The sequence below is a fragment of the Pseudomonas sp. GZD-209 genome (assembly GCF_049310485.1).
Taxonomy (GTDB): Bacteria; Pseudomonadota; Gammaproteobacteria; order Pseudomonadales; family Pseudomonadaceae; genus Aquipseudomonas; species Aquipseudomonas sichuanensis.
The window spans coordinates 1-21,594 of the sequence record NZ_JBMOWQ010000069.1; the positions used below are offsets into that span (position 1 = coordinate 1).

Genomic DNA, 21,594 nt, shown 5'->3' on the forward strand with positions numbered 1-21,594 from the left:
AGAAACATCCTCCTAGGGGGGGGTGGTCACGGGGGGGGGGGGAGGGGTCCTCCCCCCGCGATGGCCCTCAAGTTCAACCTTGAGCGAACCTCATCTCCCGCGTCTCCCCCATCAACAACGGCGCATTCGCCTCGGTCACCTCACGGATGTAATCCCACATCAGGGTAATCGGCTTGAGCGTGCCGAGATGCAATGCGCCTCCCGCATGAAATCTAAGTGCTAGGCCAGGTTGGCGCCGATACTGCCATCGCGAATGGCGCATTCGGCTGCTGCGCAAATGGCTTGAAGCCTGTGCGTCTGCGCAATGGCAGGCAGAGGCTGCTCGCGGTACGCCGTTGCGACGCGTTCCGCGACAGGGCCGCAAGGCGGCCCCGATGCTGCAGGTTTCACTGCCCCAAGGTCACTCCGTCTCCTTCATCGCCTCCAGCTTGCCGACCTGCTCGCTGGCCAGCCGGCTGATGATCCGGATCGCCTAGTGTATCCCCGCCGTATTACGAAAACTCAGCTGCGGGTTGTGCTCGCACTCCAGCACCTCGTCATGCTGGACCAGTGCTTCACCGAGCAATTCGAGGGTCCAGGCGTAGCTTTGGATGGTGGACAGGCGTTCGTGGTCAGTCATGGGATGCCTCCCGGCTTGCGCGGGTGGCGAGGGATTGGCTGTCGATTGGGTAGAAGGTTGGAGACGGGGTTGCCGCAGGGGATGGGCGGCGGAGAGCGGATGCGAGGATCCTCAGTATCGTGGTGGTCATGCATGAGTTCCTTTCGTTATGGAACTGCCACCGCTCGCGGCCAAGCAGGTTTAGGTGGCAGCAGTACGCGGGTTGGCCGACCGGGACGAAAGGGGCCCGGCACACCCGAAGGTGTCCCGCGCACCACCGCCATAACGCGACATCGCGGGCACAAAAAAAGCGCCTGCGATGAAGACTGGGCGCTGCTGCGCCTTTCGATTCCGACCGGCCAAGGTCGCGTCGCCGATGCTCCGGCGACTGGGGAAATCTATCTCTGTTAGGCGCAAGGTGCAACCTTGGGGGCTGACTTTGGGAGATTTCCCGCAGTGCGATTTCGGTTATGGACCTCTACTGGGGTAACGAGGATATAGAAATATATAGAGTGCGATCCATAAAACCCCATCTACCACAAGATGAGCTACCAGTCCCGCCAATTTTTCAAGTTACAATGTTAGCGCCTTACTTGCTACCAAGCGGTTTATCGCATCGGAAAGCTGTCGATCCAAAGTATCGGTTTTAGCATCGAGTATTGTATTGGATGACCATGGGATAACAAACCAGCCCACCCACTGAGTTATGTAGTCTTCATTTTTAGCTACTTCTTGCAAGCTGTTCGCCGGCGACTTCACCTTAAGGTCAAGTATAAAGTCAGTTCGAGAGGAGCTAGGTATCAAACCCAGGGAAAATATGGTGAGCGCTCCGGAGAGGCCGGATGTTGATACTTTTTCTGTAATGGTGATTTGCACCTTAAGGTCGTCAGCTTCTTGATCAATGCCGCGGAATTTTATGCCATTAAACAAATTGGATTTGCGTAGTGAATTTTCTACAATTTTTTGGTTTTCTTCACGTGTGAAGATTGTTTCCCTGGGTGATGATCCATCGATTGAAGTGAAATTAACTATTTCAACGTAGACATTTTTTTTGGATGTATGTGAGGAGGTGTAATTCAGCGAGGTTGCGGGAGTTTTGTTTCCAGAAAATCCAGCCATACATCCATTTAATGTAAGCGCAGCAAGCAATATTGTGAAGGTTCTCAAAGGCTTGTGCATTACGAGCTCCGTTATTAATATCTACAGAAGAGTTTTTTATATAGGTTGTTAGCTTAAATGTGAAAGCAATCCCCGTCGCGAGATGCATTCTGGCACTCATTCGTGCTGATGTCGATATGATATCGCTTGGCTTGAGATGGCCGGGATAGTAGGGTCCCAGGTGTTCAGTCCGAGAGAGTGATGGTGCATTCTTAACGTCTTATGAGGAGGATGAATTTTGGAAGGACGTATCCATGGCGTCCCTCCCAATGAAGCGATGCAAGGTTCTAGTAGCTAGTCGTCATCATCTTCAATTGAAGAAGTCACTCCACTGCCACCTTCCACGTATGACTGACAACCCTCGTTGAATGACTGAGATGGAGTGTCACAGGCGTCTTCGTCATCAATGTCGTTTTGCTCGGCCCAATCGTACCCTGCTTGATGCCCCGAACAGTCATCCGTGCATTCATAACCATCGAACGTAGTGGCATAGGCTGTCATGCTGCCCAGCATCAACAAGGTCATTGCAAAAGCAGCCTTCATCACGATCTCCCTTCACATTACTCATGGCTCGCGATTATATCTAGAAGTAGCTTGTCAAAGATGCTCACCAACCAAGCGTAGCCCAGCTTATGGGTTTCCCAATCGTGGTTTCCCACCTGCAAATTTTCAACTGTCTTGGGATGAACCAAGCGGTCTCTAACCTTACTACTAGACTTTACTCGATGCCAGTCGCTCCCGCCTCCTAGGTTACGCTCAGACAGACCGAAGACCTTGGTAACTACACGGATCGTCCGCTTGATATTACAAAGCGTCTCCGTTCGCCGGTCCTTCAGAAACGCTATCTCGTCAGATTCCAGCCTACATGAAGCTGCATCCACAATGATCGACGTCATGAGTTTAAGGGCGTGCGTGTTGGCCTCAACATAAGCCCATGAAGCACGAATAAAGTTACGCCGGAGCACTTGATTGGACTCATCCGAGAAAGCGTTGAGGAGTGCATTCAAGTCTTGCCGCAGGATTTTATTCATGTCCCGTAAACTGGTCAGCGCCTTGTCGAGGCTTTCGCAAGCGTCTTGCAAATCCATGGTCGTTTTTCCCCCTGACTGCGCTACATCATCAGTAGAGCGAAGTGGTTCTGCACAAGGATGGCGAAGAGACAAGCTTGGAGGCGGGTGTCACAACTCCTGGCACAAGTCGTTACACCGGCCTGCCGAGATAATTACGATAGGGCACCCTTACTCCTTGTACTCCTACGCCTGAGCGAACTTCATCTCGCGCGTCTCGCCCATCAACAACGGCGCATTCGCCTCGGTCACCTCACGGATGTAATCCCACAGCAGCGTGATCCGCTTGAGCTTCCTCAAATCCTCCCGGCAGTACATCCAGAACTGCCGCGTCACCTCGATCTCCTCCGGCAACACCGTCACCAACCGTGGGTCCTGCGCCGCCAGGAAGCACGGCAGGATCGCCAGCCCACGCCCCTGCAACGCCGCCGTGTACTGCGCGATGACGCTGGTGCTGCGCAGGTGCGCGTTGGCATTGGGGATCAGGTTCGCCAGGTACAGAAGCTCCGAGCTGAACGCCAGATCGTCGACGTAACTGATGAAGGGATGGTTCGCCAGGTCGCTCACCGCGCGGATCGGCGCGTGGCTGTCGAGGTAATCCTGGGTGGCGTACAGCCGCAGCCGGTAGTCGCACAGCTTGCAGCACACATAAGGCCCATGCTCGGGCCGCTCCAGGGCGATGACGATATCGGCCTCGCGCTTGGACAGGCTGATGAAGTGCGGCAACGGCAGGATATCCACCGAGATCGCCGGCCAGGCATCGACGAAATGGCTCAACTGCGGGGTGACGAAGAAGCTGCCGAAGCCTTCGGTGCAGCCCATGCGCACATGCCCCGACAACGCCACGCCCGAGCCCGAAACCTGCTCGCAGGCCATGTGCAGGGTGCTTTCGATCGACTCGGCGTAGCCCAGCAGGCGCTGGCCTTCGGCGGTGAGGACGAAGCCGTTGGTGCGCGACTTCTCGAATAACAAGGTACCCAGCGCCCCTTCCAGTGAGCCGATGCGCCGCGACACCGTGGTGTAGTCCACGGCCAGGCGCTTGGCCGCACTGCTGGCCTTGCGGGTGCGCGCTACCTCAAGAAAGAACTTGAGGTCGTCCCAGTTCAGCGCGCTCAGGGAGGTGAGGTCTTTTTGCATGATGATCCGGTTTTTTTGTTCATTCTTGTTGGATGTTTGCACATCTATACTCGATCTCAGCCCCTACACGCCACCCCGTGTCCACCCCGGCGTAGGCGTCTTCGTTCCGACAATAATTCCAAGGAGAGCGCAGATGAACGCACCCCACAACCCCAACCAGACCAAGGTCGAACAGGTAAAACTGCTGATCGACGGCCAATGGGTCGAGTCCAAGACCACCGAGTGGCGCGACATCGTCAACCCGGCCACCCAGCAAGTGCTGGCGCGGGTGCCGTTTGCCACCGCCGATGAAGTGAACGCCGCCGTGGCCGCCGCCGAGCGCGCCTTCAAGACCTGGCGCGACACCCCGATCGGCGCGCGCATGCGCATCATGCTCAAGCTGCAGGCGCTGATCCGCGAACACAGCAAACGCATCGCCGTGACCCTCAGCGCCGAGCAGGGCAAGACCATTGCCGACGCCGAGGGCGATATCTTCCGCGGCCTGGAAGTGGTCGAGCACGCCGCCTCCATCGGCACCCTGCAGATGGGCGAGTTCGCCGAGAACGTCGCCGGTGGCGTTGACACCTACACCCTGCGCCAGCCGATCGGTGTGTGCGCCGGCATCACCCCCTTCAACTTCCCGGCGATGATCCCGCTGTGGATGTTCCCGATGGCCATCGTCTGCGGCAACACCTTCGTGCTCAAACCGTCCGAACAGGACCCGCTGTCGACCATGATGCTGGTCGAGCTGGCGCTGGAAGCCGGGATCCCGGCTGGCGTGCTCAACGTGGTGCACGGCGGCAAGCAGGTGGTCGATGGCATCTGCACCCACCCGGACATCAAGGCGATCTCGTTCGTCGGTTCCACCGAAGTCGGCACCCACGTCTACAACCTGGGCAGCCAGCACGGCAAGCGCGTGCAGTCGATGATGGGCGCGAAGAACCACGCCGTGGTGCTGCCCGACGCCAACCGCACCCAGACCATCAACGCGCTGGTCGGTGCTGCGTTCGGCGCCGCCGGCCAGCGCTGCATGGCCACCTCGGTGGCGGTGCTGGTGGGCAAGGCCCGCGAGTGGCTGCCGGACATCAAGGACGCGGCCAGCAAGCTCAAGGTCAATGCCGGCAACGAGCCGGGCACCGACGTCGGCCCGGTGGTCTCCAAGCGCGCCAAGGAGCGGGTGCTGGGCCTGATCGAAAGCGGCATCAAGGAAGGCGCCAAGCTGGAGCTGGACGGCCGTGACGTGAAGGTGCCGGGCTACGAGCAGGGCAACTTCGTCGGCCCGACCCTGTTCTCCGGGGTCAAGACCGACATGCAGGTGTACACCCAGGAAATCTTCGGCCCGGTGCTGGTCACGCTGGAGGTGGACACCCTCGACGAGGCCATCGCCCTGGTCAACGCCAACCCGTTCGGCAACGGCACTGGCCTGTTCACCCAGAGCGGCGCGGCGGCGCGCAAGTTCCAGAGCGAGATCGACATCGGCCAGGTCGGCATCAACATCCCGATCCCGGTACCGGTGCCGTACTTCAGCTTCACCGGCTCGCGCGGCTCCAAGCTCGGCGACCTCGGCCCGTACGGCAAGCAGGTGGTGCAGTTCTACACTCAGACCAAGACCGTCACCGCCCGTTGGTTCGACGATGACAGCGTCAACGACGGTGTGAACACCACCATCAGCCTGCGCTAAGGAGTTGACCATGCGTATCGCATTCATCGGCCTGGGCAACATGGGCGCGCCCATGGCCCGCAACCTGATCAAGGCCGGGCACTCGCTGAACCTGTTCGACCTGAACAAGACCGTACTGGCGGAGCTTGCCGAACTGGGTGGGCAAGTCAGCGCCTCGCCCAAGGAGGCCGCGGCCAACAGCGAGCTAGTGATCACCATGCTGCCGGCCGCTGCCCATGTGCGCAGTGTCTACCTGGACGAAGAGACCGGCGTGCTGGCCGGCATCCGCCCCGGCACCCCGACCGTGGACTGCAGCACCATCGACCCGCAGACCGCTCGCGACGTTTCCAAGGCCGCAACGGCCAAGGGCATCGACATGGGTGACGCGCCGGTCTCCGGCGGCACTGGCGGCGCGGCGGCCGGCACCTTGACCTTCATGGTCGGCGCCAGCCAGGCGCTGTTCGCCACCCTCAAGCCGGTGCTGGAGCAGATGGGCCGCAACATCGTGCACTGCGGCGAGGTAGGTACCGGGCAGATCGCCAAGATCTGCAACAACCTGCTGCTGGGCATCTCGATGATCGGCGTGTCCGAGGCCATGGCCCTGGGCAATGCGCTGGGCATCGACACCAAGGTACTGGCCGGGATCATCAACAGCTCGACCGGGCGCTGCTGGAGTTCGGACACCTACAACCCGTGGCCGGGCATCATCGAGACCGCACCGGCCTCGCGCGGCTACACCGGCGGCTTCGGCGCCGAATTGATGCTCAAGGACCTGGGCCTGGCCACCGAGGCCGCACGCCAGGCGCACCAGCCGGTGATCATGGGCGCCGTGGCCCAGCAGCTGTACCAGGCCATGAGCCTGCGCGGCGAAGGCAGCAAGGATTTCTCGGCGATCGTCGAGGGGTATCGCAAGAAGGATTGATGGGCGAGAGGGACTTCATCGCGGACCGTATGGTCCTCCCCCTTGTAACTGCGCACCTTGGGGGAGGGGCATGCGCTCCGCGATTTTTTTTTGCCCGCCTGAATTGGCGTTTGGAACGTGGGAGCGGGCTTGCCCCGCGATGACGTCATGTCAGGCTACAGCGTTGTCCCGCCTGACGTCATCGCGGGGCAAGCCCGCTCCCACGATTAGCGTTTCAGGCAAACACGAAATACTTGCGCACCGTCTCGACCACTTCCCAGGTGCCTTTCATCCCCGGTTCGATCACGAACACATCCCCTGCCTTCAGGTGCTTGGGCTCTTCACCTTCCGGGGTGACGATGCAGTAGCCATCGAGGAAGTGGCAGAACTCCCATTTCTCGTAGTTGACCTCGAACTTGCCCGGGGTGCAGATCCAGGTGCCCATGATCTTGCTGCCGTCGGCCGACAGGTAGGCGTTGAGGTTGACGGTGTGCGGGTCGCCGCCGATGCGCTTCCACTTGGTCGCGTCGACCACCGGGGTAGGGCAGGTTTCGCGCAGGACGGTGATGAAATCGGACATGGCGTGGCTCCAGGCTGTTAGTGATAGAACGCATCACCATAGGGCCAGGCGTCGTCGGCCAGTTGCCTGTGCTCGACGCCTGGCTGTCTGGATGCGCTATCCGGCCTGCTGGCTCGGGCTGTGCGCCACACCGGCGCGGCGAGCTTCCCAGCGCGCCACCACCAGCGGCGCCAGGGCATTGCCCAGAACGTTGAGCGCGGTGGTCGGCATTTCCATCAGGCGGTACACCCCGGCAATGAAGGCAATGCCCTCCAGCGGCAGCCCGGCGCTGGCCAGGGTGGCGGAGAGAATCACGAACATGAAGCCAGGCACGCCCGCCGCGCCCTTGGACGTCAGCACCATGGTCACCACCAGCAGCGCCTGGTCCGCCAGCGACAGGTCGATGCCATACAGCTGGGCGACGAACAGGGTGCCGATGCCCAGGAACAGCGACGCGCCGTCGAGGTTGAACGAGTAGCCCACCGGCACCACGAAGCTGACCAGCGAGGGCGGCGCGCCGTAACTTTCGAGCTTCTTCATCAGTTGCGGCATCACCGCTGCGGAGCTGGCGCTGGAAAACGCCAGCAGCAGTTCATCCTTGATATGGCGCATCAGGCCCAGCAGGCTGATGCCGGCCAGGCGGGCGATGCTGCCCAGCACGAACACCGTGAAGAAGAGGATCGCCGCATAGCTGACCAGGATCAGCTTGCCCAGGGGCAGCAGCGAGCTGAAACCGAAGTTGGCGACGGTGACCGCGATCATGCCGAACACGCCGATAGGCGAGTAGGCCATGATCATCGAGGTGACCTTGAACATGGCTTCCGACACGGCCCGCAATGCCGCGATCAGCGGCGCTTTGCGCTCTTCCGACAGCTGTCCGACACCCAGGCCGAACATCACCGCGAAGAACAGCACCGACAGCAGGCTGCCCTGGGCCATGGCATTGACCACGTTGTCGGGGATGATGCTGACGATCAGCTGGCCGAGGCCATGGTGGCCGCTGCTGGCGCCGGGCAGGCTGACGCTGCTGGCCTTGAGCGTGGCCAGGTCGGTGCCGGCGCCGGGCTGCAGCAGGTTGCCGATGACCAGCCCGACGATGATCGCCGTGGTGGTCACGGCAAAGAAGTACAGCAGCGCGCGTACGCCGATGCGGCCCAGCGCCTTGCTGTCGCCGTGGCCGGCGATGCCGACCACCATGCAGGCGAACACGATGGGCACCACGATCATCTTCATCAGCTTGATGAAGATGTCGCCGGCCGGTTGCAGGATGTTCTCCATCATCCATGGGCGAACGCTGGGGTATTCATGGAGCAGGGCGCCGATGGCGATGCCGGCCAGCAACCCGATGAGGATCTGCCAGACGAGCGGAATGCGGCGGTTGTGCATGGTGTGCCTCGCTATAAGGAATTGTTGTTATAGGCAGTTGGCGCGTGGGCACTCCATTGCCCTTTTATTCTGGCTTATTGCAGGCGCCGCACGGCTTCCCTCAGCCGCGCGCAGCCTTCGTCGATCAGTGCCACGCTGCTGGCGAACGACAGCCGCACGTAGGGCGACATGCCGTAGGCCTCGCCACTCACCAGCGCCACCCCGGTTTCCCGGAGCAGGTAGTCGACCAGCTCGCTGTCGCTGCCGATCAACCCGCCCTGGGGCGTGCGCTTGCCGATCAGCCCGGCGACATTGGCGAACACGTAGAACGCCCCCTGTGGCGGCGTGCAGCGCACCCCGGGGATGTCCGCCAGCGCCGCCAGCATGCGTTCGCGCCGTTCGGCGTAGAGGGCTTTCATTTCGGCGATGGGCTGCTGGTCACCGGCAAACGCCGCTACGCCTGCGGCCTGGCTGATGGACGTGGGGCAGGTGGTGGTCTGCGAGATCAGCTTGGCGATGGCGGCGATCAGCCACGCCGGCCCTGCGCCGAAGCCCAGGCGCCAGCCGGTCATGGCGTATCCCTTGGAGGCGCCGTTGACGATCAGCGTGCGTGGCTTGAGGTCAGCTGCCACGTTGACGATCGACACATGCCGGGCCTCGCCGAACACGAAGTGCTCGTAGATCTCGTCCGACATGACCAGCACCTGCGGGTGGCGGCGCAGCACTGCCGCCAGCGCCAGCAGTTCCTGCTCGTCGTACACCGCGCCGCTGGGGTTGTTCGGGCTGTTGAGGATCACCCATTTGGTACGTGGGCCGATGGCCTGCTCCAGCGCTGCGGGCGACAGCTTGAAGCCCAGCGCCTCGTCGCCGGGGATGATCACCGGGGTGGCATCGTTGAGCAGGGCGATATCCGGGTAGGACACCCAGTACGGCGTGTGCACCACCACCTCGTCACCGGCATTCAGGGTGGCGGCCAGGGCGTGGTAGATGATGTGCTTGCCGCCGGAGCCGGCGACGATTTCCTCGACGCTGTAGGCCAGGCCGTTATCCCGTGCCAGCTTGCCGGCGATGGCCTGGCGCAGCGCCAGGGTGCCGTTGGTGGCGGTGTAGTGGGTGTCCCCCTGGTGCAGCGCGGCGATGGCGGCCTGGACTATATGCGCCGGGGTGTCCAGGTCGGGTTCGCCGACCGTGAAGTTGACGATATCGCGGCCTTCGGCGCGCAGGCGGCCCACCAGGGCATTGGCGGCGATACTGGGCGAGGGCTTGATGCCCAGCAGGCGTTTGGACAGCAGGGCGTCGTTCACAGGGTGTTCTCCAGCAGGCCGAATTTCTTCAGTGGGGCTTCGATCCACGACTGGCGGGGGTTGCCCGTGGCGATCTCGGCCATCACCTGCGCCTCGTGGGCGGCATGTTGCGCGGCGGCGGCCAGCACCGCCCGGGCGTCGTGCTGGGCGAAGGCGACCAGCCCGTCTTCATCGCCCACCACCAGGTCGCCGGGGTTGACGATCATCCCGCCGACCGAGACCGGCACGTTGATCTCGCCCGGGCCGGTCTTGTACGGGCCGCAATGCACCACGCCACGGGCATAGCAGGGCGTGTCGGCGAAGGCGGCGACGTCACGGATCGCGCCGTCGATCACGAAACCCGCACAACCGCGCTGCAGGGCGTACAGCTTGATCAGCTCGCCGATGGCGGCGTTGCTGGTATCGCCCTGGGCATCGATCACCAGCACATGGCCGGGTTGCAGCAGGGTCAGCGCCTTGTAGATGTACAGGTTGTCGCCTGGGCGGGTTTTCACCGTCAGGGCGGTGCCGACCAGCTTGCCGGTGCGGTTGAAGCGGGTCAGGCCACGGGCGCCGATGTGGCGGCCGAGGTTGTCGCTGATGTGCGGGGTGACGACCGAACGCAGGGCCTCGACCAGTTGCGCGTCGGCAAGCGGGGGCGAGGGCAGGATGCGGGAACCGGGCAAGGACATGTGGGCCTCCGAGTCATTGTTGGCAGCCGGGGCTGGCTGGTGACTCGATGGTAGGAGTGGCGCACGAATACTTTTAGCGATATTTTTCGCTTGAGTTTGATCGCTTTAATTCATGAGAGGTTGTGCCGTGATCACCTTCAAGCAGATGGAGGCGCTGTACTGGATCGCCGAAATGGGCAGTTTCGAGGCCGCGGCCAACCAGCTGAACATGTCCCAGTCAGCCATCTCCAAGCGCGTGCTGGAGCTGGAAGAAACCTTCGACACGCCGCTGTTCGACCGCAGCAAACGCAACGCCCGGCTGACCGAAAAAGGTGCGGAACTGCTGGAATGCGCCAGGGATTTGCTGGAGCGGCGCGATGCGCTGCTCGAACGCGTCTGTGCCCGTGAAGTGCTGGTGCGTCGGCTGCGCCTTGGGGTGACCGAACTGACTGCCTTGACCTGGTTGCCGGCCTTCGTCGAGGCGATTCGCCAGGCCTATCCGAAAGTGCAGATCGAACCGTCGGTGGAGCTGAGCAGCGAGTTGTACCGCAAGCTGGAGAACGACCAGCTCGACCTGATCGTGGTGCCGGACGTGTACCAGGACGCGCGCTTCGTCTGCACCGCGCTGCAGAGCGTGGAGAACGCCTGGATGTGCGGCCCCGAGCTGTTCGACGGCGATGCCCCGGTGCCGCTGACCGACCTGGCTGCGCACACGGTCATGACCCAGGGCGCGAGCTCCGGTACGGGGCTGGTGTACGAGCGCTGGCTGGCCGAGCAGGGCGTGCACCTGCCGCGCACCATCACCAGCCACAACCTGCTGGTGCAGGTAGGGCTGACCATCTCGGGCATCGGTATCAGTTACCTGCCACGGCATTGCCTGGCGCACCTGGTCGAGCGCGGCGCGCTGAAGGTCATCGACACGCGCCCACGCTTACCCCGCGTGCGTTACAGCGCGTTGTATCGCTCGGACCGCCGCCACGGCATCAACCCGCAGATCGCCGAGCTGGCTCTGCGCTGCTGCGACTTCTCCAAGCTGTTGCTGGCGCTGGCGTGAATGCGATCCAGCGAAGGGTGTTCCTGCCTGTAACTGTCAAATCGCGGGGCAAGTCGCATCGGCGCTACAACCGCTCACGCACAGCGGCAATCACCTCAGGTATACCCCTCCCCAGTACCTTGGGTGGCGTCGGGCTTTCGCCGAACTCGCGCCAGACGAACAACGTCAGTTCCGCCCCGTCGGTCTTCGACAAGGCATGCTCCAGCGAGCCGAACTGTTGCAGCGCACGGTAACGTTCATCAGCCCAGAACAGCGCCTCGACCCAGTCATGGACCGGGATGAAGTGAAAGTGCAGCGGGCAACCCGGTACATGCCCGAAGCGCCCGATGTACAACCACCTGGGCGCCAGCGCTTGCTCCATGGCCCGTTGCAGCCTGGCCATCAGCCGGCCCATGTCCGCCAGCGCCTGGTCGGGCAGGTCGGCCAGGCTGTCCACCGGCGCCCGCGAACCCAGCATCAGGTAGCCGGGCAGGCGGGATGTCAGGTGATGGTTGACGATCCAGTGCTCGCTCTCATGGACGATGTATTCCCCGGGGATGTCCACCGACTCAGGCCCACCAGTAGCGCACGAAGTGGAAGAACACCGGCGCTGCGAAACACACCGAATCCATGCGGTCGAGCATGCCGCCATGGCCTTCGATCATGTGCCCCCAGTCCTTCACCCCGCGGTCGCGCTTGATCGCCGACATCACCAGCCCGCCGAAGAAGCCCATGGCATTGACGGTCAGCGCCATCAGCGCCGCCTGCCAGAAGGTGAACGGGGTGATCCAGCACAAAAGCGCGCCCACCAGGGTGGCCAGCGCCACGCCGCCGGCCAGGCCTTCGACGGTTTTCGACGGCGACAGGTTGGGCGCCACCTTGCGTTTGCCGAACAGCTTGCCGCACACGTACTGCAGCACGTCGCTGATCTGCACCACCAGGATCAGCCAGGCGATCAGCAGCAGGTTGCGGCCTTCGAAGCCAGGGATATCCAGGGTCATCAGCGCCGGCACCGACGACACGCAGTACACCGCGATCATCAGCCCCCATTGCACCTTCGAGGCGCGCTCGAGGAAACGCGTGGTGTCGCCGCCGAAGCTGGCGAGGATCGGCAGCAGCAGGAACAGGTACACCGGGATGAAGATGCTGAACAGCCCGTACCAGTCCATGGCGATCAGCAGGTACTGCACCGGCAGCGCCACGTAGAACGCCGCCACCAGCGCCGGGTAGTCGCTGCGCCGGGTCGGGGTGAGGGTCATGAACTCGCGCAGGGCGTAGAACGACACGCCGTAGAACAGCACGATCACCCCGTACTTGCCGAACACGAAGGCGATGCCGATCACCAGCACCATGACCCACCAGGCATTGATGCGCGCGTTGAGGTTGTCGATGACCGCATGCGGGGCAGGGCCGGCGCGCCACTTGAGCAGGCGCCCGATGGCGCTGGCCAGCAGCAACAGGGCGCCGATGCCGGCGAACAGCGAAAGGGTGTTGTGATCCATCTCAGGCATCCTTCGGGGCCAGGTTCAGCAGGGCCTCGCGGGCCCGCTCGAGAAATGCGTGTTTGCCTTCGTCCGCCTGCAGGTGCAGCGGCTCGCCGAAACTCAAGGTGCACAGCAGCGGCAGCGGCAGGGCACGGCCCTTGGGCATGACCCGGTTGAGGTTGGCGATCCACACCGGCACCAGCTCGACCTGCGGGTTGGCCGCGGCCAGGTGGAACAGGCCGCTCTTGAAGGGCAACAGCGGTTCGTCACCGAGGTTGCGCGTGCCTTCCGGGAAGAAGATCAGCGAGTCGCCCTGGGCGAACGCGTCGAGCACCGGTTGCAGCGGATTGCCCTCGGCCGGCGCGCGCGTGCGATCGATCAGCACAGCGTTGAACACCCGGCGGATGAGGAAGTCGCGAATACCGGGCTTGCACCAGTAGTCGGCCCCCGCCACCGGGCGGGTGCGGCGGCGCAGGGGGTCGGGCAGTGCCGCCCACAGCAGCACGAAGTCACCGTGGCTGCTGTGGTTGGCAAAGTACAGCCGTTGTACCGGCTGTGGCGTGCAACCCAGCCACAGGGCGCGGGCGCCGGTGATCAGGCGGGCGGCGGAGGTGATGACGAAGGCGGTCAGGCTGGCGAGCATGGCGGCGGTCTTATCCGGTGAAGGGGAGGGTCAGTACCAGCAGCACTTGCACGGCCAGGCACAGGGCCTGGCGGCGCAGCAGGGCCAGGGCGGCCTGGCTGCGTGCCGGCCAGTCGCGGCTGTCGCTGGCGCTGGGTTTGAGGTGTAGTTCATGCAGGGCACGGTCCAGGGCCAGGGTGTCGGCGGGCAGGTCGCTGCTGGCGGCCAGGTGGATGAACAGCTCGGCATCCAGGGCGACGCGTATCGCCCAGTACTTGTGGGCCAGGCCGATGACCAGCAGCGCCACGCACAGTGCGTGGGCCGGTGAAGACAGCGCCACGCCGAACAGCGGCGCCAGGCTGCAGGCGATTGCCAGCAGGCTGATGCCGTCCGACAGACGTTCCAGCTGGCGCCCGCGGGCGAGCAGGCTGGCGACGACATGCAGGTTCATGGCCGGGCCTCCAGTTGCTGCAGCACCTGCCTATGGGCCGGGTGCAGGACCACCCTGGGGCGTGCCTTGCGGATGAGCATTTCGGCCTGGCTGGCGTCGCTGCAACGGCCGCTGATGATCAGCCAGGCAGCCACCGCGCTGGCGCTGCGCGAATAGCCCAGGGCGCAGCAGACCAGCAGCGGGCCATGCTGGCGCAGGTGTTCGATGGCGGCGGCGGCTTGCTCCAGGGTTTGCCGGCTTGGGGTGATCAGGTCGAGGCTCGGCAAGCTCTGGTAGTACTGCACAGGCTGTTCGAGGGCCATCGCGGGGCAAGCCCGCTCCCCCCCCCCCCCGTCTCCTACGCCGTGGGTGAAGGGGATTTTCCTCACTCCCTCCGGGGAGGGGCCGCTTTGTGTGGTGTTTTCCCCCCCCCGCGATGGCGTCGGTACAGGCCAGCTCCGCACACAGGTCGATCACCGCTGCAAACGCCGTCGCCTCCCCGTGCCCCGGCATCCGCCCCAGATACACCCCATCCAACACTTCATCCGCCTGCGGGTGCCGCCGGGTCCACAACCGTGAGTTGGCCCACGCAGCCAGCAGATAGGGCGCCAGCAGCACGCTCGCGGCAATCGACAGTCGGCCATCCGCGCCTTTCTGGAAACCGCCCGCACCGAACAGGCCATAGTTCAGCGCCACCAGCAGCAGCGACACAGCCGGCCACAGCAGCCACAAGCTGACGTGCCCGAGCTTGAAGGCCAGCACCGTCAGCAGCATCGCGCCGAGCCCGTAGCGCAATGCCATGCGCCAACGCTTGGGGTCGCGTGCCAGTCGGGCGTGCTGCCAAGGCAGCGGGCCTTGCTGCGGCCACAGCCACAGGCAGACGAAACCGGCCAGTGCGCCGGTTGGCAGGTCGATGAAGTGATGCTGCCAGGTGGTCAGCACCGACACCCCGATCAGCCCCATCCAGCCATGCACCAGCCAACGCCACATAGGCTGCTGCGTGTGCCGGGCGAACATCGTCCAGATGATCACCAGCAGTGCGATATGCAGCGACGGCGCCTGGTTGTAAGGCTTGTCGAAGCCCATCAGCACATCGAACAGCCAGCCGAACAGCCCCGACAGTTCCGGGCGCTCGAAGGTGAAGCGCAACGGCCAGAGCAGGAAGCAAGCGACGCTGACCAGCTGCGCGGTCAGCAGCGCCAGGGCGTGGCGGTCCATCTCCCGCCGGGTGTGCGGCAACAGGAACGACAAGCCGTACAACAGGTCGATCGACCAGTACGGGATGATCGTCCATGGCCACAACGGCATGTGCCGTTCCCAGGCGAACACCAGGCTGCCGACATCTTCGCGCCCAGCCGTGTAGTTGTTGGCCAGGCCGTAGCTGAGGAAAAACAACGGGCCGAGCAGCAACAGCCACAGCACGCCACGTCGGATCAGCCCTGCTTCACGGGCCATCAACGCACCCGCTGCGCCAGGCTGACACTGAAAATGCCCCACTCATCGATGCGCTGGGTGATCTTGCGAAAGCCCGCCGCCGCCACCAACTGGTCCATCTCTGCCTGGCTGCGTCGGCGCATCACCCAGGCCTGGCCGCCACGGTGGCTGGTCAGCGCCCGGGCGATCATCTCCAGTTGCGGGTGCCAGGGCTGGCCGGTGTAGACCAGGTAGCCGCCTTCCTCGACGGAATCGGCCAGGCCTGCCAGCGAGTTAGCCACGGCCTCATTGCCGGGGAACAGCTCATACAGGCCCGAAACCACGGCGAGGGTCGGGCGCGGGTCGAGGCTGGCCAGGCTCTGGCGGTCGAAGGCGTCGCCCTGGACGAAACGGGCGATTTCACCCAGGCCCTTTTCGCTGATCAGCGCGTTGCCTTGCTGCACGTTCAGCTCGCTGTAGTCGCGCAGCAGGATCGAGTCGGGCAGCTGCTGCAAGCCTTGCAGCGCTTCGAGGATGTAGCGGCCGTGGCCGGCGGCGATATCGACGATGTGCACCGGGCGCTGTTGCTCACGCAGTTGGGCGATGGCCAGGCGCAGCAGTTCCTCGACGTTGAGCTTGCGCTGGCGGATGCCGCGCCAGCCAATGGCGTTGAGGTAGTTCTGGTCGATCATCTCGCCCAGCCGGCCCTTGCCGGTGGGCTGGTTGCGGTACACGTAGTCGAGGGTCGAGCCAGAGTCGAAGCCGGTGTCGAAGCCCAGCTTCACGCCAGCGGAAAGGCCCTTGCCCAGTTGCAGGCCGGCGCGGGTGGCGCGCCAGTACAGGTCGCGTGGCGAGTTGCGCGGCAGCGGTGCGGCCAGGCTTTCGGCCTCGGCGCAGCTGGCGCCGGTCTTGTCGGCATCGAGCAGCGATGGCACGGGTACCGGGTTATCGAAGCAATGCTCGACGAAGCGCTTGATCCGCGCCAGGGCATGGGCGCGGTCCCGTTCGCCGAGGGTGTCGTGGAAGAACCCAGGCAGGATGTGCATCTCTTTGCGCGCACTGCCCAGGCGCTCGAAGAAACGCTCCTGCGGGGCGCGTTCGACCACGAAGTCCGAGCCCGATACCAGCAGTTGCGTCGGCACCTGGATCGCCTGGGCATCGGCCACCACGCGGTCGGCGGCGTCGTACAGGCCGAGCAGCATGGTCACCGAGATCGGTCGGCTGATCAGCGGGTCGGCCACGTAGGACATGACCCGCTCCGGGTCGTGGGTGAGCAGGCGCGGCTTGACGTAGCTGTTGACGAAGAAATTGCCGCGCAGGGCTTTCATCAGCTTCAGCCCGGGGCGGGCGAAGGGTACGTAGAGCTTGACCTTGAACGCTGGCGAGGCCAGCACCAGGCAGCGCACCTTGGGCGCGTAGTCATGGGCCCAGGTGGCGATCAGCACCGCCCCGACGCTCTGCGCCAGCACCACCAGGTCGGGCTCGGCGATGCCGTGCTGCGCCTGGATATGCTCGATGAAGGTCTGCACGTCGCGCACGCTGGTGGCGAAGCTCGGGCTGTCGCCGCGCGCGCCGGGCGACTGGCCATGGCCACGGGCGTCCCAGGCGAACACGTCATAGCCGGGCAGGTCCAGTTCGTCGGCCAGGTGCGCCAGGCGCCCGCCGTGCTCGTGGCCACGGTGGAACATCACCACGGCACGGCGCGGCTGGTGTTCGTTGCGCGTGGCGGGCCAGTGACGGTAGTGCAGCTCGACGCCGTCATGGGTGGAAAAATGCAGCGATTGCGCTTGGCGCATGGCGAATATCCTTGTCCGGCAGCGGGGGGCTCAGCGGGTTTCGGCCAGGCCCTGGCGAACCCGGTTGTACAGGGTATAGAGCGAGAGCAGCAGGATGACCAGCAGCAGGCCGTTGATCCAGGTTGCGCTCAGCAGCCCGAAGGCTACCCCGGTGCCCAGCACGCCGAAGGCGAAGGCCCGGTCGCTCTTGCCCATCGGCCCGTCGTAGCGCCGCGACGCGCCGGCCAGCGGGCCCATCACCCCGGCGTACTCGCTGATGACCGCGAGCAGCACCACCAGCACCACCAGTGCCGGCGACACGCCGGGCAGCAGGGCGAAAGGCAGGTACAGCGCGGCATCGGCGATCACGTCGCACAGCTCGTTGAGGTAGGCGCCCAGCTTCGATTGCTGGCCGAACTCCCGGGCGAGCATGCCGTCCACCGCATTCAGTGCCATGCGCAGCAGCATCCACACCGGCACCAGGATGAACAGCCACGCCACCTGGGGCAGCCAGGCCAGCAGCAGGCCGATGAGCACGGAGATTGCGCCAGCGACTACGGTGACCTGATTGGCGGTGACGCCCCGCTCGAACAGGCGTTGCACGGTCGGGCGCAGCAGCGCCTGGAAGCGGGGTTTGAGCTGGTAGATCGATGGCACGTGAAACTCCCTGTCGTGGTGCGGCGATGCGGCAATTGTGAATAAGGCGCATGGGCGGCGGCAAGTTGAAAGCGCCCATCTGTGAAGTGCATCAGGCCTACGAAACGGAAGGAATGTGCCACTTGTCGCCTATTGTGTGCATGGTGTGTATTTGGCTTGGTTAAAACCCATAGTGGTGTGTACGCTACACATCACCTGCCAAAGGACGGATGCATGCGCAGCAGGGACGTGATCCAGCTCATCGAGGCTGATGGTTGGTACGAGGTGGAGGTGAAAGGAAGTCACCATCAATTCAGGCATCCGTACAAGCGAGGACGGGTCACGGTTCCCCATCCCAAAAGCGATCTGCCCAGGGGCACCGTGCACAGCATTTTGAAACAGGCTGGCTTGAAATGAGGCCGGTTGCGTTGAGCGGGACGCTTTGCGGCCCACAGGACCAAGGGAGACAGACCATGAAATTCCCCGTTGTACTGCATAAGGATGAGGGCACTGACTACGGCGTGATCGTGCCCGACGTGCCTGGCTGTTTCTCGGCCGGCGCTACTGTTTCTCAGGCGCTGGAGAATGTGCAGGAAGCCCTGGCCCTGCATTTCGAAGGCCTGGTGGCCGACGGCGAGGCGCTGCCGCAGGCCGAGGAGGTGGATGTGCATGTGGCCAACCCCGATTACGCCGGAGGCGTCTGGGCGGTGGTGGACTTCGATGTCACCCCGTACCTGGGCAAGGCGGTGCGCTTCAATGCCACGTTGCCCGAGAACCTGCTGCAGCGCATCGACGAAAAGGTGAAGCGCGATCATCGTTATGCCTCGCGCTCTGGCTTCCTCGCCTCGGCTGCGCTGCGCGAGCTGGCGGTCGCCTTCCGCTAGCCGCCGGGTTTGGCGCGGTCCCTGTAGGAGCGGCAAGATCGCTCCTACAGGGATCGCGCAGCTGTTCAGGTCGTCAGCAAATGCTCGACCAGCGCCGCCGCATAGCCTGGCAGCGCGGCAAAATCCCGGGCGCACACCTGTAATTGCCGGTTCGCCCACACCTCGTGCAGCGCCACCCAGTGCAGGGGCAATACACCCTGCCAACGCCGCACCGAGGCCAATGGCACCACCCCCACGCCAGCCCCGCCAGCCACCATGCGGATCACCCCATCGAAGCCCTCGGCGCGTACCCGCACCAGCATCCTGTGCCCCAGCCGCAGTGCCTGTTCCTCAAGGTGCAAGGCCAGTGCGCTGTTCGGGCCCAAGCCGACATGCCCGTATGCAAGGCTTTGCACAAAATCGGGCGTGGCTGCATCGGCCAATGCATGCCCCACCGGCATCACCAGCACCAGCGGATCGTCGCGAAACACTCGGGTCTGCAGATGCCCGCTGGGCGCAGCGGTGGAGACGATGCCCAGGTCGGCCATGCCTTGGGTAATGGCCTGGACGATGCGCAGGCTCGGCTGTTCCTGCACGTCGATGCTCACCCCCGGGTACTCGACCAGATACCGTGCCAGCAACTCGGGCAGGTACTCGGTCAGCGCCGCGGTGTTGCACAGCAGACGCACCTGGCCCTGCTGGCCCTTGGCGTACTGGGCCAGGTCGTATTGCAATCGCTCCACCTGCGCAGCGATCAGCCGCGCGTGCTGCAGCAGGGCCTGGCCAGCGGGTGTCGGCTGCACACCGCGGCGATTGCGTTCGAGCAACGGGATGCCGAGCGAGGCTTCCATGGCGCGGATGCGGGCGCTGGCGGCCGGTAGCGACAGGTGGCTGCGGCGTGCGCCGGCAGTGATGTTGCCGCACTCCAGGGTGTGCTGGAACAGCGCAAGGTCGGTCAGGTCGAAATGCATCAGCCTCTGTCCTGGCAAAAGTCTGGCTGAGTATATGGCGAATTTTCAGGCCTGCGCGGCCACCTCAAAATGGCGCCATGAATACTTTTCTCGCGTTTTACCAGAACATCGGCCCGGCATTGACGTTGCTGGTGGTGCTCACCTTCCTGCTGGCCGGCGCGGTCAAAGGGGTCATCGGCCTGGGGTTGCCGACCATCGCCATGGGCCTGCTTGGGCTGGCTATGCCTCCGGCGCAGGCTGCGGCGCTGCTGATCGTACCCTCGACACTCACCAACCTGTGGCAGCTGGCGGCAGGCGGGCATCTGCGGGCGTTGATGCGGCGCTTGGGCGGGGTGCTGCTGATGATCTTCGTCGGCACCTTGCTGGGCAGTCGCTGGCTGGGCATCGACAGTGGCCCCTGGGCGGCCCACGCCTTGGGTGCTGCGCTGGTGGTGTACGCCCTGTATGGCCTGATCGGGCCGGGCCTGCGCCTGGCGCGGTATCACGAGCGCTGGCTGGGCCCGTTGTGCGGGCTGGTGACGGGGGTGGTCACGGCTGCCACCGGGGTGTTCGTGATGCCCGCCGTGCCCTACCTGCAGAGCCTCGGCCTGAGCCGCGACGAGATGGTCCAGGCCTTGGGCCTGTCGTTCACCGTCTCGACCCTGGCGCTGGCCCTTGGCCTGGCCGGCCAGGAGGTACTGGACGGCCAGGCGCTGGGTGCTTCATTGCTGGTGCTGGCCCCGGCGTTGCTGGGCATGCTCGCCGGTACCTGGCTGCGCAGCCGGATCAGTGCAGCGCTGTTCAGGCGCTGCTTCTTCATCGGCCTGGCGCTGCTCGGCGGGCACCTGCTGATCAACGGTTAGCGGAGGAGGCACTGAGCATTTCGATCATCTGCAAATCGAAGTCGCGCTCCAGGTATTTCATGCGGTTCTCAAAGAATTCAGCCATGTGCGGCAGGGCCGAGTGCACGTCCAGTGCGGCCTTGTCTGCCCACACCTCGAAGAACAGGAACAGGCTCGGGTCTTCCTTGTCGCGCAGCATGTGGTACTCGATGCAGCCCGGCTCCTGGCGGCTCGGCTCCACGTAGGGGCGGAACAGTTGCTCGAAGGCATCGGACATGTCCGGGCGGGTCTTGGCTTGGAGGATGAAAGCGAACTGCTCGCTCATGGTGAGGCCTCTGTGGATGAGAAAGTGAGCAGATTCTAAGGCAATAATTGGCTGTCAATTCGTGATTTTCAGGCAAATGTATTTTGCCGTGCCCCGGCTTTATCCGCCGCCCGCGACTGCCTAATCTGCCGCCATCCAATTGACCCGGTCGCCGGTACAATCCCTTCGAGGCACACCATGAAAAAGATTCTTCTGCTCAACGGCGGCAAGCAATTCGCCCATTCCGACGGTCGCCTCAACGAGACCCTGCACGAGGCTGCCCTGGCCCATCTGGACCGCGCCGGTTTCGACCTGAAGCAAACCTTCATCGATGGCGGTTACGACGCCCAGGAAGAAGTCGAAAAATTCCTTTGGGCCGATGTGATCATCTACCAGATGCCCGGCTGGTGGATGGGCGCACCCTGGACCGTGAAGCAGTACATCGATGAGGTGTTCACCGCTGGCCACGGCAGCCTGTATGCCAGCGATGGCCGTACCCGCTCGGACGCTTCGCAGAAGTACGGCAGCGGCGGGCTGATCCACGGCAAGCAGTACATGCTGTCGCTGACCTGGAACGCACCCCAGCAGGCGTTCGATGACCCGGCTGACTTCTTTGAAGGCAAGGGCGTTGACGCGGTGTACTTCCCGTTCCACAAGGCCAACCAGTTCCTCGGCATGACCGGGCTGCCGACCTTTTTGGCGGTGGATGTGATGAAGCGGCCAGATGTGCCGGCGGCGCTGGCGGCCTATGAGCAGCATCTGGACCGGGTGTTCGGCAAGGCCAAGTGAGTGGTGCCTGATCGCGGGGGGAGACCGATCCCCCAAACCACGGGGGGGGGGTGTGCCCGAGAGGGGGTTTTGGGC

The 21,594-nt window shown here is 63.8% G+C and carries 24 protein-coding genes and 2 pseudogenes; 7 read left to right on the forward strand and 19 right to left on the reverse strand.

Translation table 11 applies throughout. The features are described from left to right. Nucleotides 1-73 precede the first annotated feature (73 nt). The 6 genes and pseudogenes from ACO6VM_RS10285 to ACO6VM_RS10310 form a co-directional block, all read right to left on the reverse strand. Nucleotides 74-187: pseudogene (locus ACO6VM_RS10285) on the reverse strand (LysR family transcriptional regulator); the annotation flags it as partial. Between the two features lie 285 nt (nucleotides 188-472). After that, nucleotides 473-619, reverse strand: a complete 147-nt coding sequence (locus ACO6VM_RS10290) for a hypothetical protein (protein ID WP_401059724.1) — start codon at nucleotides 617-619, stop codon at nucleotides 473-475. A 552-nt stretch (nucleotides 620-1,171) separates the two neighbouring features. Further along, entirely contained in the window at nucleotides 1,172-1,777 is a 606-nt protein-coding gene (locus ACO6VM_RS10295; protein WP_401059595.1) for a hypothetical protein, read from the reverse strand. Nucleotides 1,778-2,050: 273 nt separating this feature from the next. Continuing rightward, nucleotides 2,051-2,299: a hypothetical protein gene (locus ACO6VM_RS10300; protein ID WP_401059597.1), complete on the reverse strand. Its 249-nt coding sequence runs from the start codon at nucleotides 2,297-2,299 to the stop codon at nucleotides 2,051-2,053. 17 nt (nucleotides 2,300-2,316) lie between these two features. Next, entirely contained in the window at nucleotides 2,317-2,844 is a 528-nt protein-coding gene (locus ACO6VM_RS10305) for a hypothetical protein (RefSeq protein ID WP_401059599.1), read from the reverse strand. A gap of 165 nt (nucleotides 2,845-3,009) precedes the next feature. Beyond that, nucleotides 3,010-3,960, reverse strand: a complete 951-nt coding sequence (locus ACO6VM_RS10310; protein WP_401059601.1) for a LysR family transcriptional regulator — start codon at nucleotides 3,958-3,960, stop codon at nucleotides 3,010-3,012. A 133-nt stretch (nucleotides 3,961-4,093) separates the two neighbouring features. On the opposite strand from ACO6VM_RS10310, the gene ACO6VM_RS10315 reads away from it, so the two are divergent. Beyond that, nucleotides 4,094-5,620 carry a CoA-acylating methylmalonate-semialdehyde dehydrogenase gene (locus tag ACO6VM_RS10315; RefSeq protein WP_401059602.1) on the forward strand — a complete coding sequence of 509 codons (1,527 nt, stop codon included), beginning with the start codon at nucleotides 4,094-4,096 and terminating at the stop codon, nucleotides 5,618-5,620. Between the two features lie 10 nt (nucleotides 5,621-5,630). After that, entirely contained in the window at nucleotides 5,631-6,521 is an 891-nt protein-coding gene (mmsB, locus tag ACO6VM_RS10320) for a 3-hydroxyisobutyrate dehydrogenase (protein ID WP_401059604.1), read from the forward strand. A 214-nt stretch (nucleotides 6,522-6,735) separates the two neighbouring features. Here the strand turns inward: mmsB and ACO6VM_RS10325 are convergent, their stop codons facing one another. From ACO6VM_RS10325 to ACO6VM_RS10340, 4 genes are all read right to left on the reverse strand, one after another. Next, entirely contained in the window at nucleotides 6,736-7,080 is a 345-nt protein-coding gene (locus ACO6VM_RS10325; RefSeq protein WP_125465629.1) for a cupin domain-containing protein, read from the reverse strand. A 96-nt stretch (nucleotides 7,081-7,176) separates the two neighbouring features. Continuing rightward, nucleotides 7,177-8,445, reverse strand: coding sequence for a cation:dicarboxylate symporter family transporter (locus ACO6VM_RS10330; RefSeq protein ID WP_401059606.1), 1,269 nt, complete (start codon nucleotides 8,443-8,445; stop codon nucleotides 7,177-7,179). Between the two features lie 74 nt (nucleotides 8,446-8,519). After that, nucleotides 8,520-9,728, reverse strand: coding sequence for a pyridoxal phosphate-dependent aminotransferase (locus tag ACO6VM_RS10335; protein ID WP_401059608.1), 1,209 nt, complete (start codon nucleotides 9,726-9,728; stop codon nucleotides 8,520-8,522). Beyond that, nucleotides 9,725-10,399 carry an RraA family protein gene (locus ACO6VM_RS10340; protein ID WP_401059610.1) on the reverse strand — a complete coding sequence of 225 codons (675 nt, stop codon included), beginning with the start codon at nucleotides 10,397-10,399 and terminating at the stop codon, nucleotides 9,725-9,727. Before ACO6VM_RS10340 ends, ACO6VM_RS10335 begins: the two co-directional genes overlap by 4 nt. A gap of 127 nt (nucleotides 10,400-10,526) precedes the next feature. Between ACO6VM_RS10340 and ACO6VM_RS10345 the strand changes: the two genes are divergently transcribed. After that, on the forward strand, nucleotides 10,527-11,432 hold the full coding sequence (locus ACO6VM_RS10345; RefSeq protein ID WP_401059612.1) for a LysR family transcriptional regulator: 906 nt from the start codon (nucleotides 10,527-10,529) through the stop codon (nucleotides 11,430-11,432). 64 nt (nucleotides 11,433-11,496) lie between these two features. Here ACO6VM_RS10345 and ACO6VM_RS10350 read toward each other — a convergent pair whose 3' ends face one another. The 7 genes and pseudogenes from ACO6VM_RS10350 to ACO6VM_RS10380 form a co-directional block, all read right to left on the reverse strand. Then, nucleotides 11,497-11,976 carry an HIT family protein gene (locus ACO6VM_RS10350; RefSeq protein ID WP_125860485.1) on the reverse strand — a complete coding sequence of 160 codons (480 nt, stop codon included), beginning with the start codon at nucleotides 11,974-11,976 and terminating at the stop codon, nucleotides 11,497-11,499. 4 nt (nucleotides 11,977-11,980) lie between these two features. Next, nucleotides 11,981-12,913, reverse strand: a complete 933-nt coding sequence (locus ACO6VM_RS10355) for a phosphatidate cytidylyltransferase (RefSeq protein WP_125465626.1) — start codon at nucleotides 12,911-12,913, stop codon at nucleotides 11,981-11,983. 1 nt (nucleotide 12,914) lies between these two features. Further along, nucleotides 12,915-13,538, reverse strand: a complete 624-nt coding sequence (locus ACO6VM_RS10360; protein WP_401059614.1) for a lysophospholipid acyltransferase family protein — start codon at nucleotides 13,536-13,538, stop codon at nucleotides 12,915-12,917. Nucleotides 13,539-13,548: 10 nt separating this feature from the next. After that, nucleotides 13,549-13,968, reverse strand: a complete 420-nt coding sequence (locus tag ACO6VM_RS10365) for a hypothetical protein (protein WP_401059616.1) — start codon at nucleotides 13,966-13,968, stop codon at nucleotides 13,549-13,551. Beyond that, nucleotides 13,965-15,402: pseudogene (locus ACO6VM_RS10370) on the reverse strand (phosphatase PAP2/dual specificity phosphatase family protein). The gene ACO6VM_RS10365 and the pseudogene ACO6VM_RS10370 overlap by 4 nt, the downstream one beginning before the upstream one ends. Continuing rightward, nucleotides 15,402-17,156 (reverse strand): bifunctional alpha/beta hydrolase/class I SAM-dependent methyltransferase, encoded by a 1,755-nt coding sequence (locus ACO6VM_RS10375; protein ID WP_401059622.1) that lies wholly within the window; start codon nucleotides 17,154-17,156, stop codon nucleotides 15,402-15,404. The pseudogene ACO6VM_RS10370 and the gene ACO6VM_RS10375 overlap by 1 nt, the downstream one beginning before the upstream one ends. A 30-nt stretch (nucleotides 17,157-17,186) precedes the next feature. Beyond that, a complete protein-coding gene (locus ACO6VM_RS10380) occupies nucleotides 17,187-17,792 on the reverse strand; it encodes a CDP-alcohol phosphatidyltransferase family protein (protein ID WP_401059624.1) in 606 nt (201 codons plus the stop codon). 213 nt (nucleotides 17,793-18,005) lie between these two features. Here ACO6VM_RS10380 and ACO6VM_RS10385 point away from each other — a divergent pair, with 213 nt between their 5' ends. Next, entirely contained in the window at nucleotides 18,006-18,188 is a 183-nt protein-coding gene (locus ACO6VM_RS10385; RefSeq protein ID WP_125465620.1) for a type II toxin-antitoxin system HicA family toxin, read from the forward strand. Between the two features lie 56 nt (nucleotides 18,189-18,244). Further along, nucleotides 18,245-18,655: a type II toxin-antitoxin system HicB family antitoxin gene (locus ACO6VM_RS10390; RefSeq protein WP_125860476.1), complete on the forward strand. Its 411-nt coding sequence runs from the start codon at nucleotides 18,245-18,247 to the stop codon at nucleotides 18,653-18,655. Between the two features lie 65 nt (nucleotides 18,656-18,720). Here the strand turns inward: ACO6VM_RS10390 and ACO6VM_RS10395 are convergent, their stop codons facing one another. Next, entirely contained in the window at nucleotides 18,721-19,605 is an 885-nt protein-coding gene (locus tag ACO6VM_RS10395; protein ID WP_401059626.1) for a LysR family transcriptional regulator, read from the reverse strand. A gap of 77 nt (nucleotides 19,606-19,682) precedes the next feature. Between ACO6VM_RS10395 and ACO6VM_RS10400 the strand changes: the two genes are divergently transcribed. Then, the gene (locus ACO6VM_RS10400) at nucleotides 19,683-20,447 is read left to right on the forward strand and encodes a sulfite exporter TauE/SafE family protein (RefSeq protein WP_401059628.1); all 765 of its coding nucleotides are present in this window, start codon (nucleotides 19,683-19,685) and stop codon (nucleotides 20,445-20,447) included. On the opposite strand, the gene ACO6VM_RS10405 is transcribed toward ACO6VM_RS10400, so the two are convergent. Continuing rightward, a complete protein-coding gene (locus ACO6VM_RS10405; protein ID WP_390970248.1) occupies nucleotides 20,437-20,751 on the reverse strand; it encodes a putative quinol monooxygenase in 315 nt (104 codons plus the stop codon). The genes ACO6VM_RS10400 and ACO6VM_RS10405 overlap by 11 nt on opposite strands. A 177-nt stretch (nucleotides 20,752-20,928) precedes the next feature. On the opposite strand from ACO6VM_RS10405, the gene ACO6VM_RS10410 reads away from it, so the two are divergent. Further along, a complete protein-coding gene (locus tag ACO6VM_RS10410; protein WP_401059630.1) occupies nucleotides 20,929-21,519 on the forward strand; it encodes an NAD(P)H-dependent oxidoreductase in 591 nt (196 codons plus the stop codon). Nucleotides 21,520-21,594 lie beyond the last annotated feature (75 nt).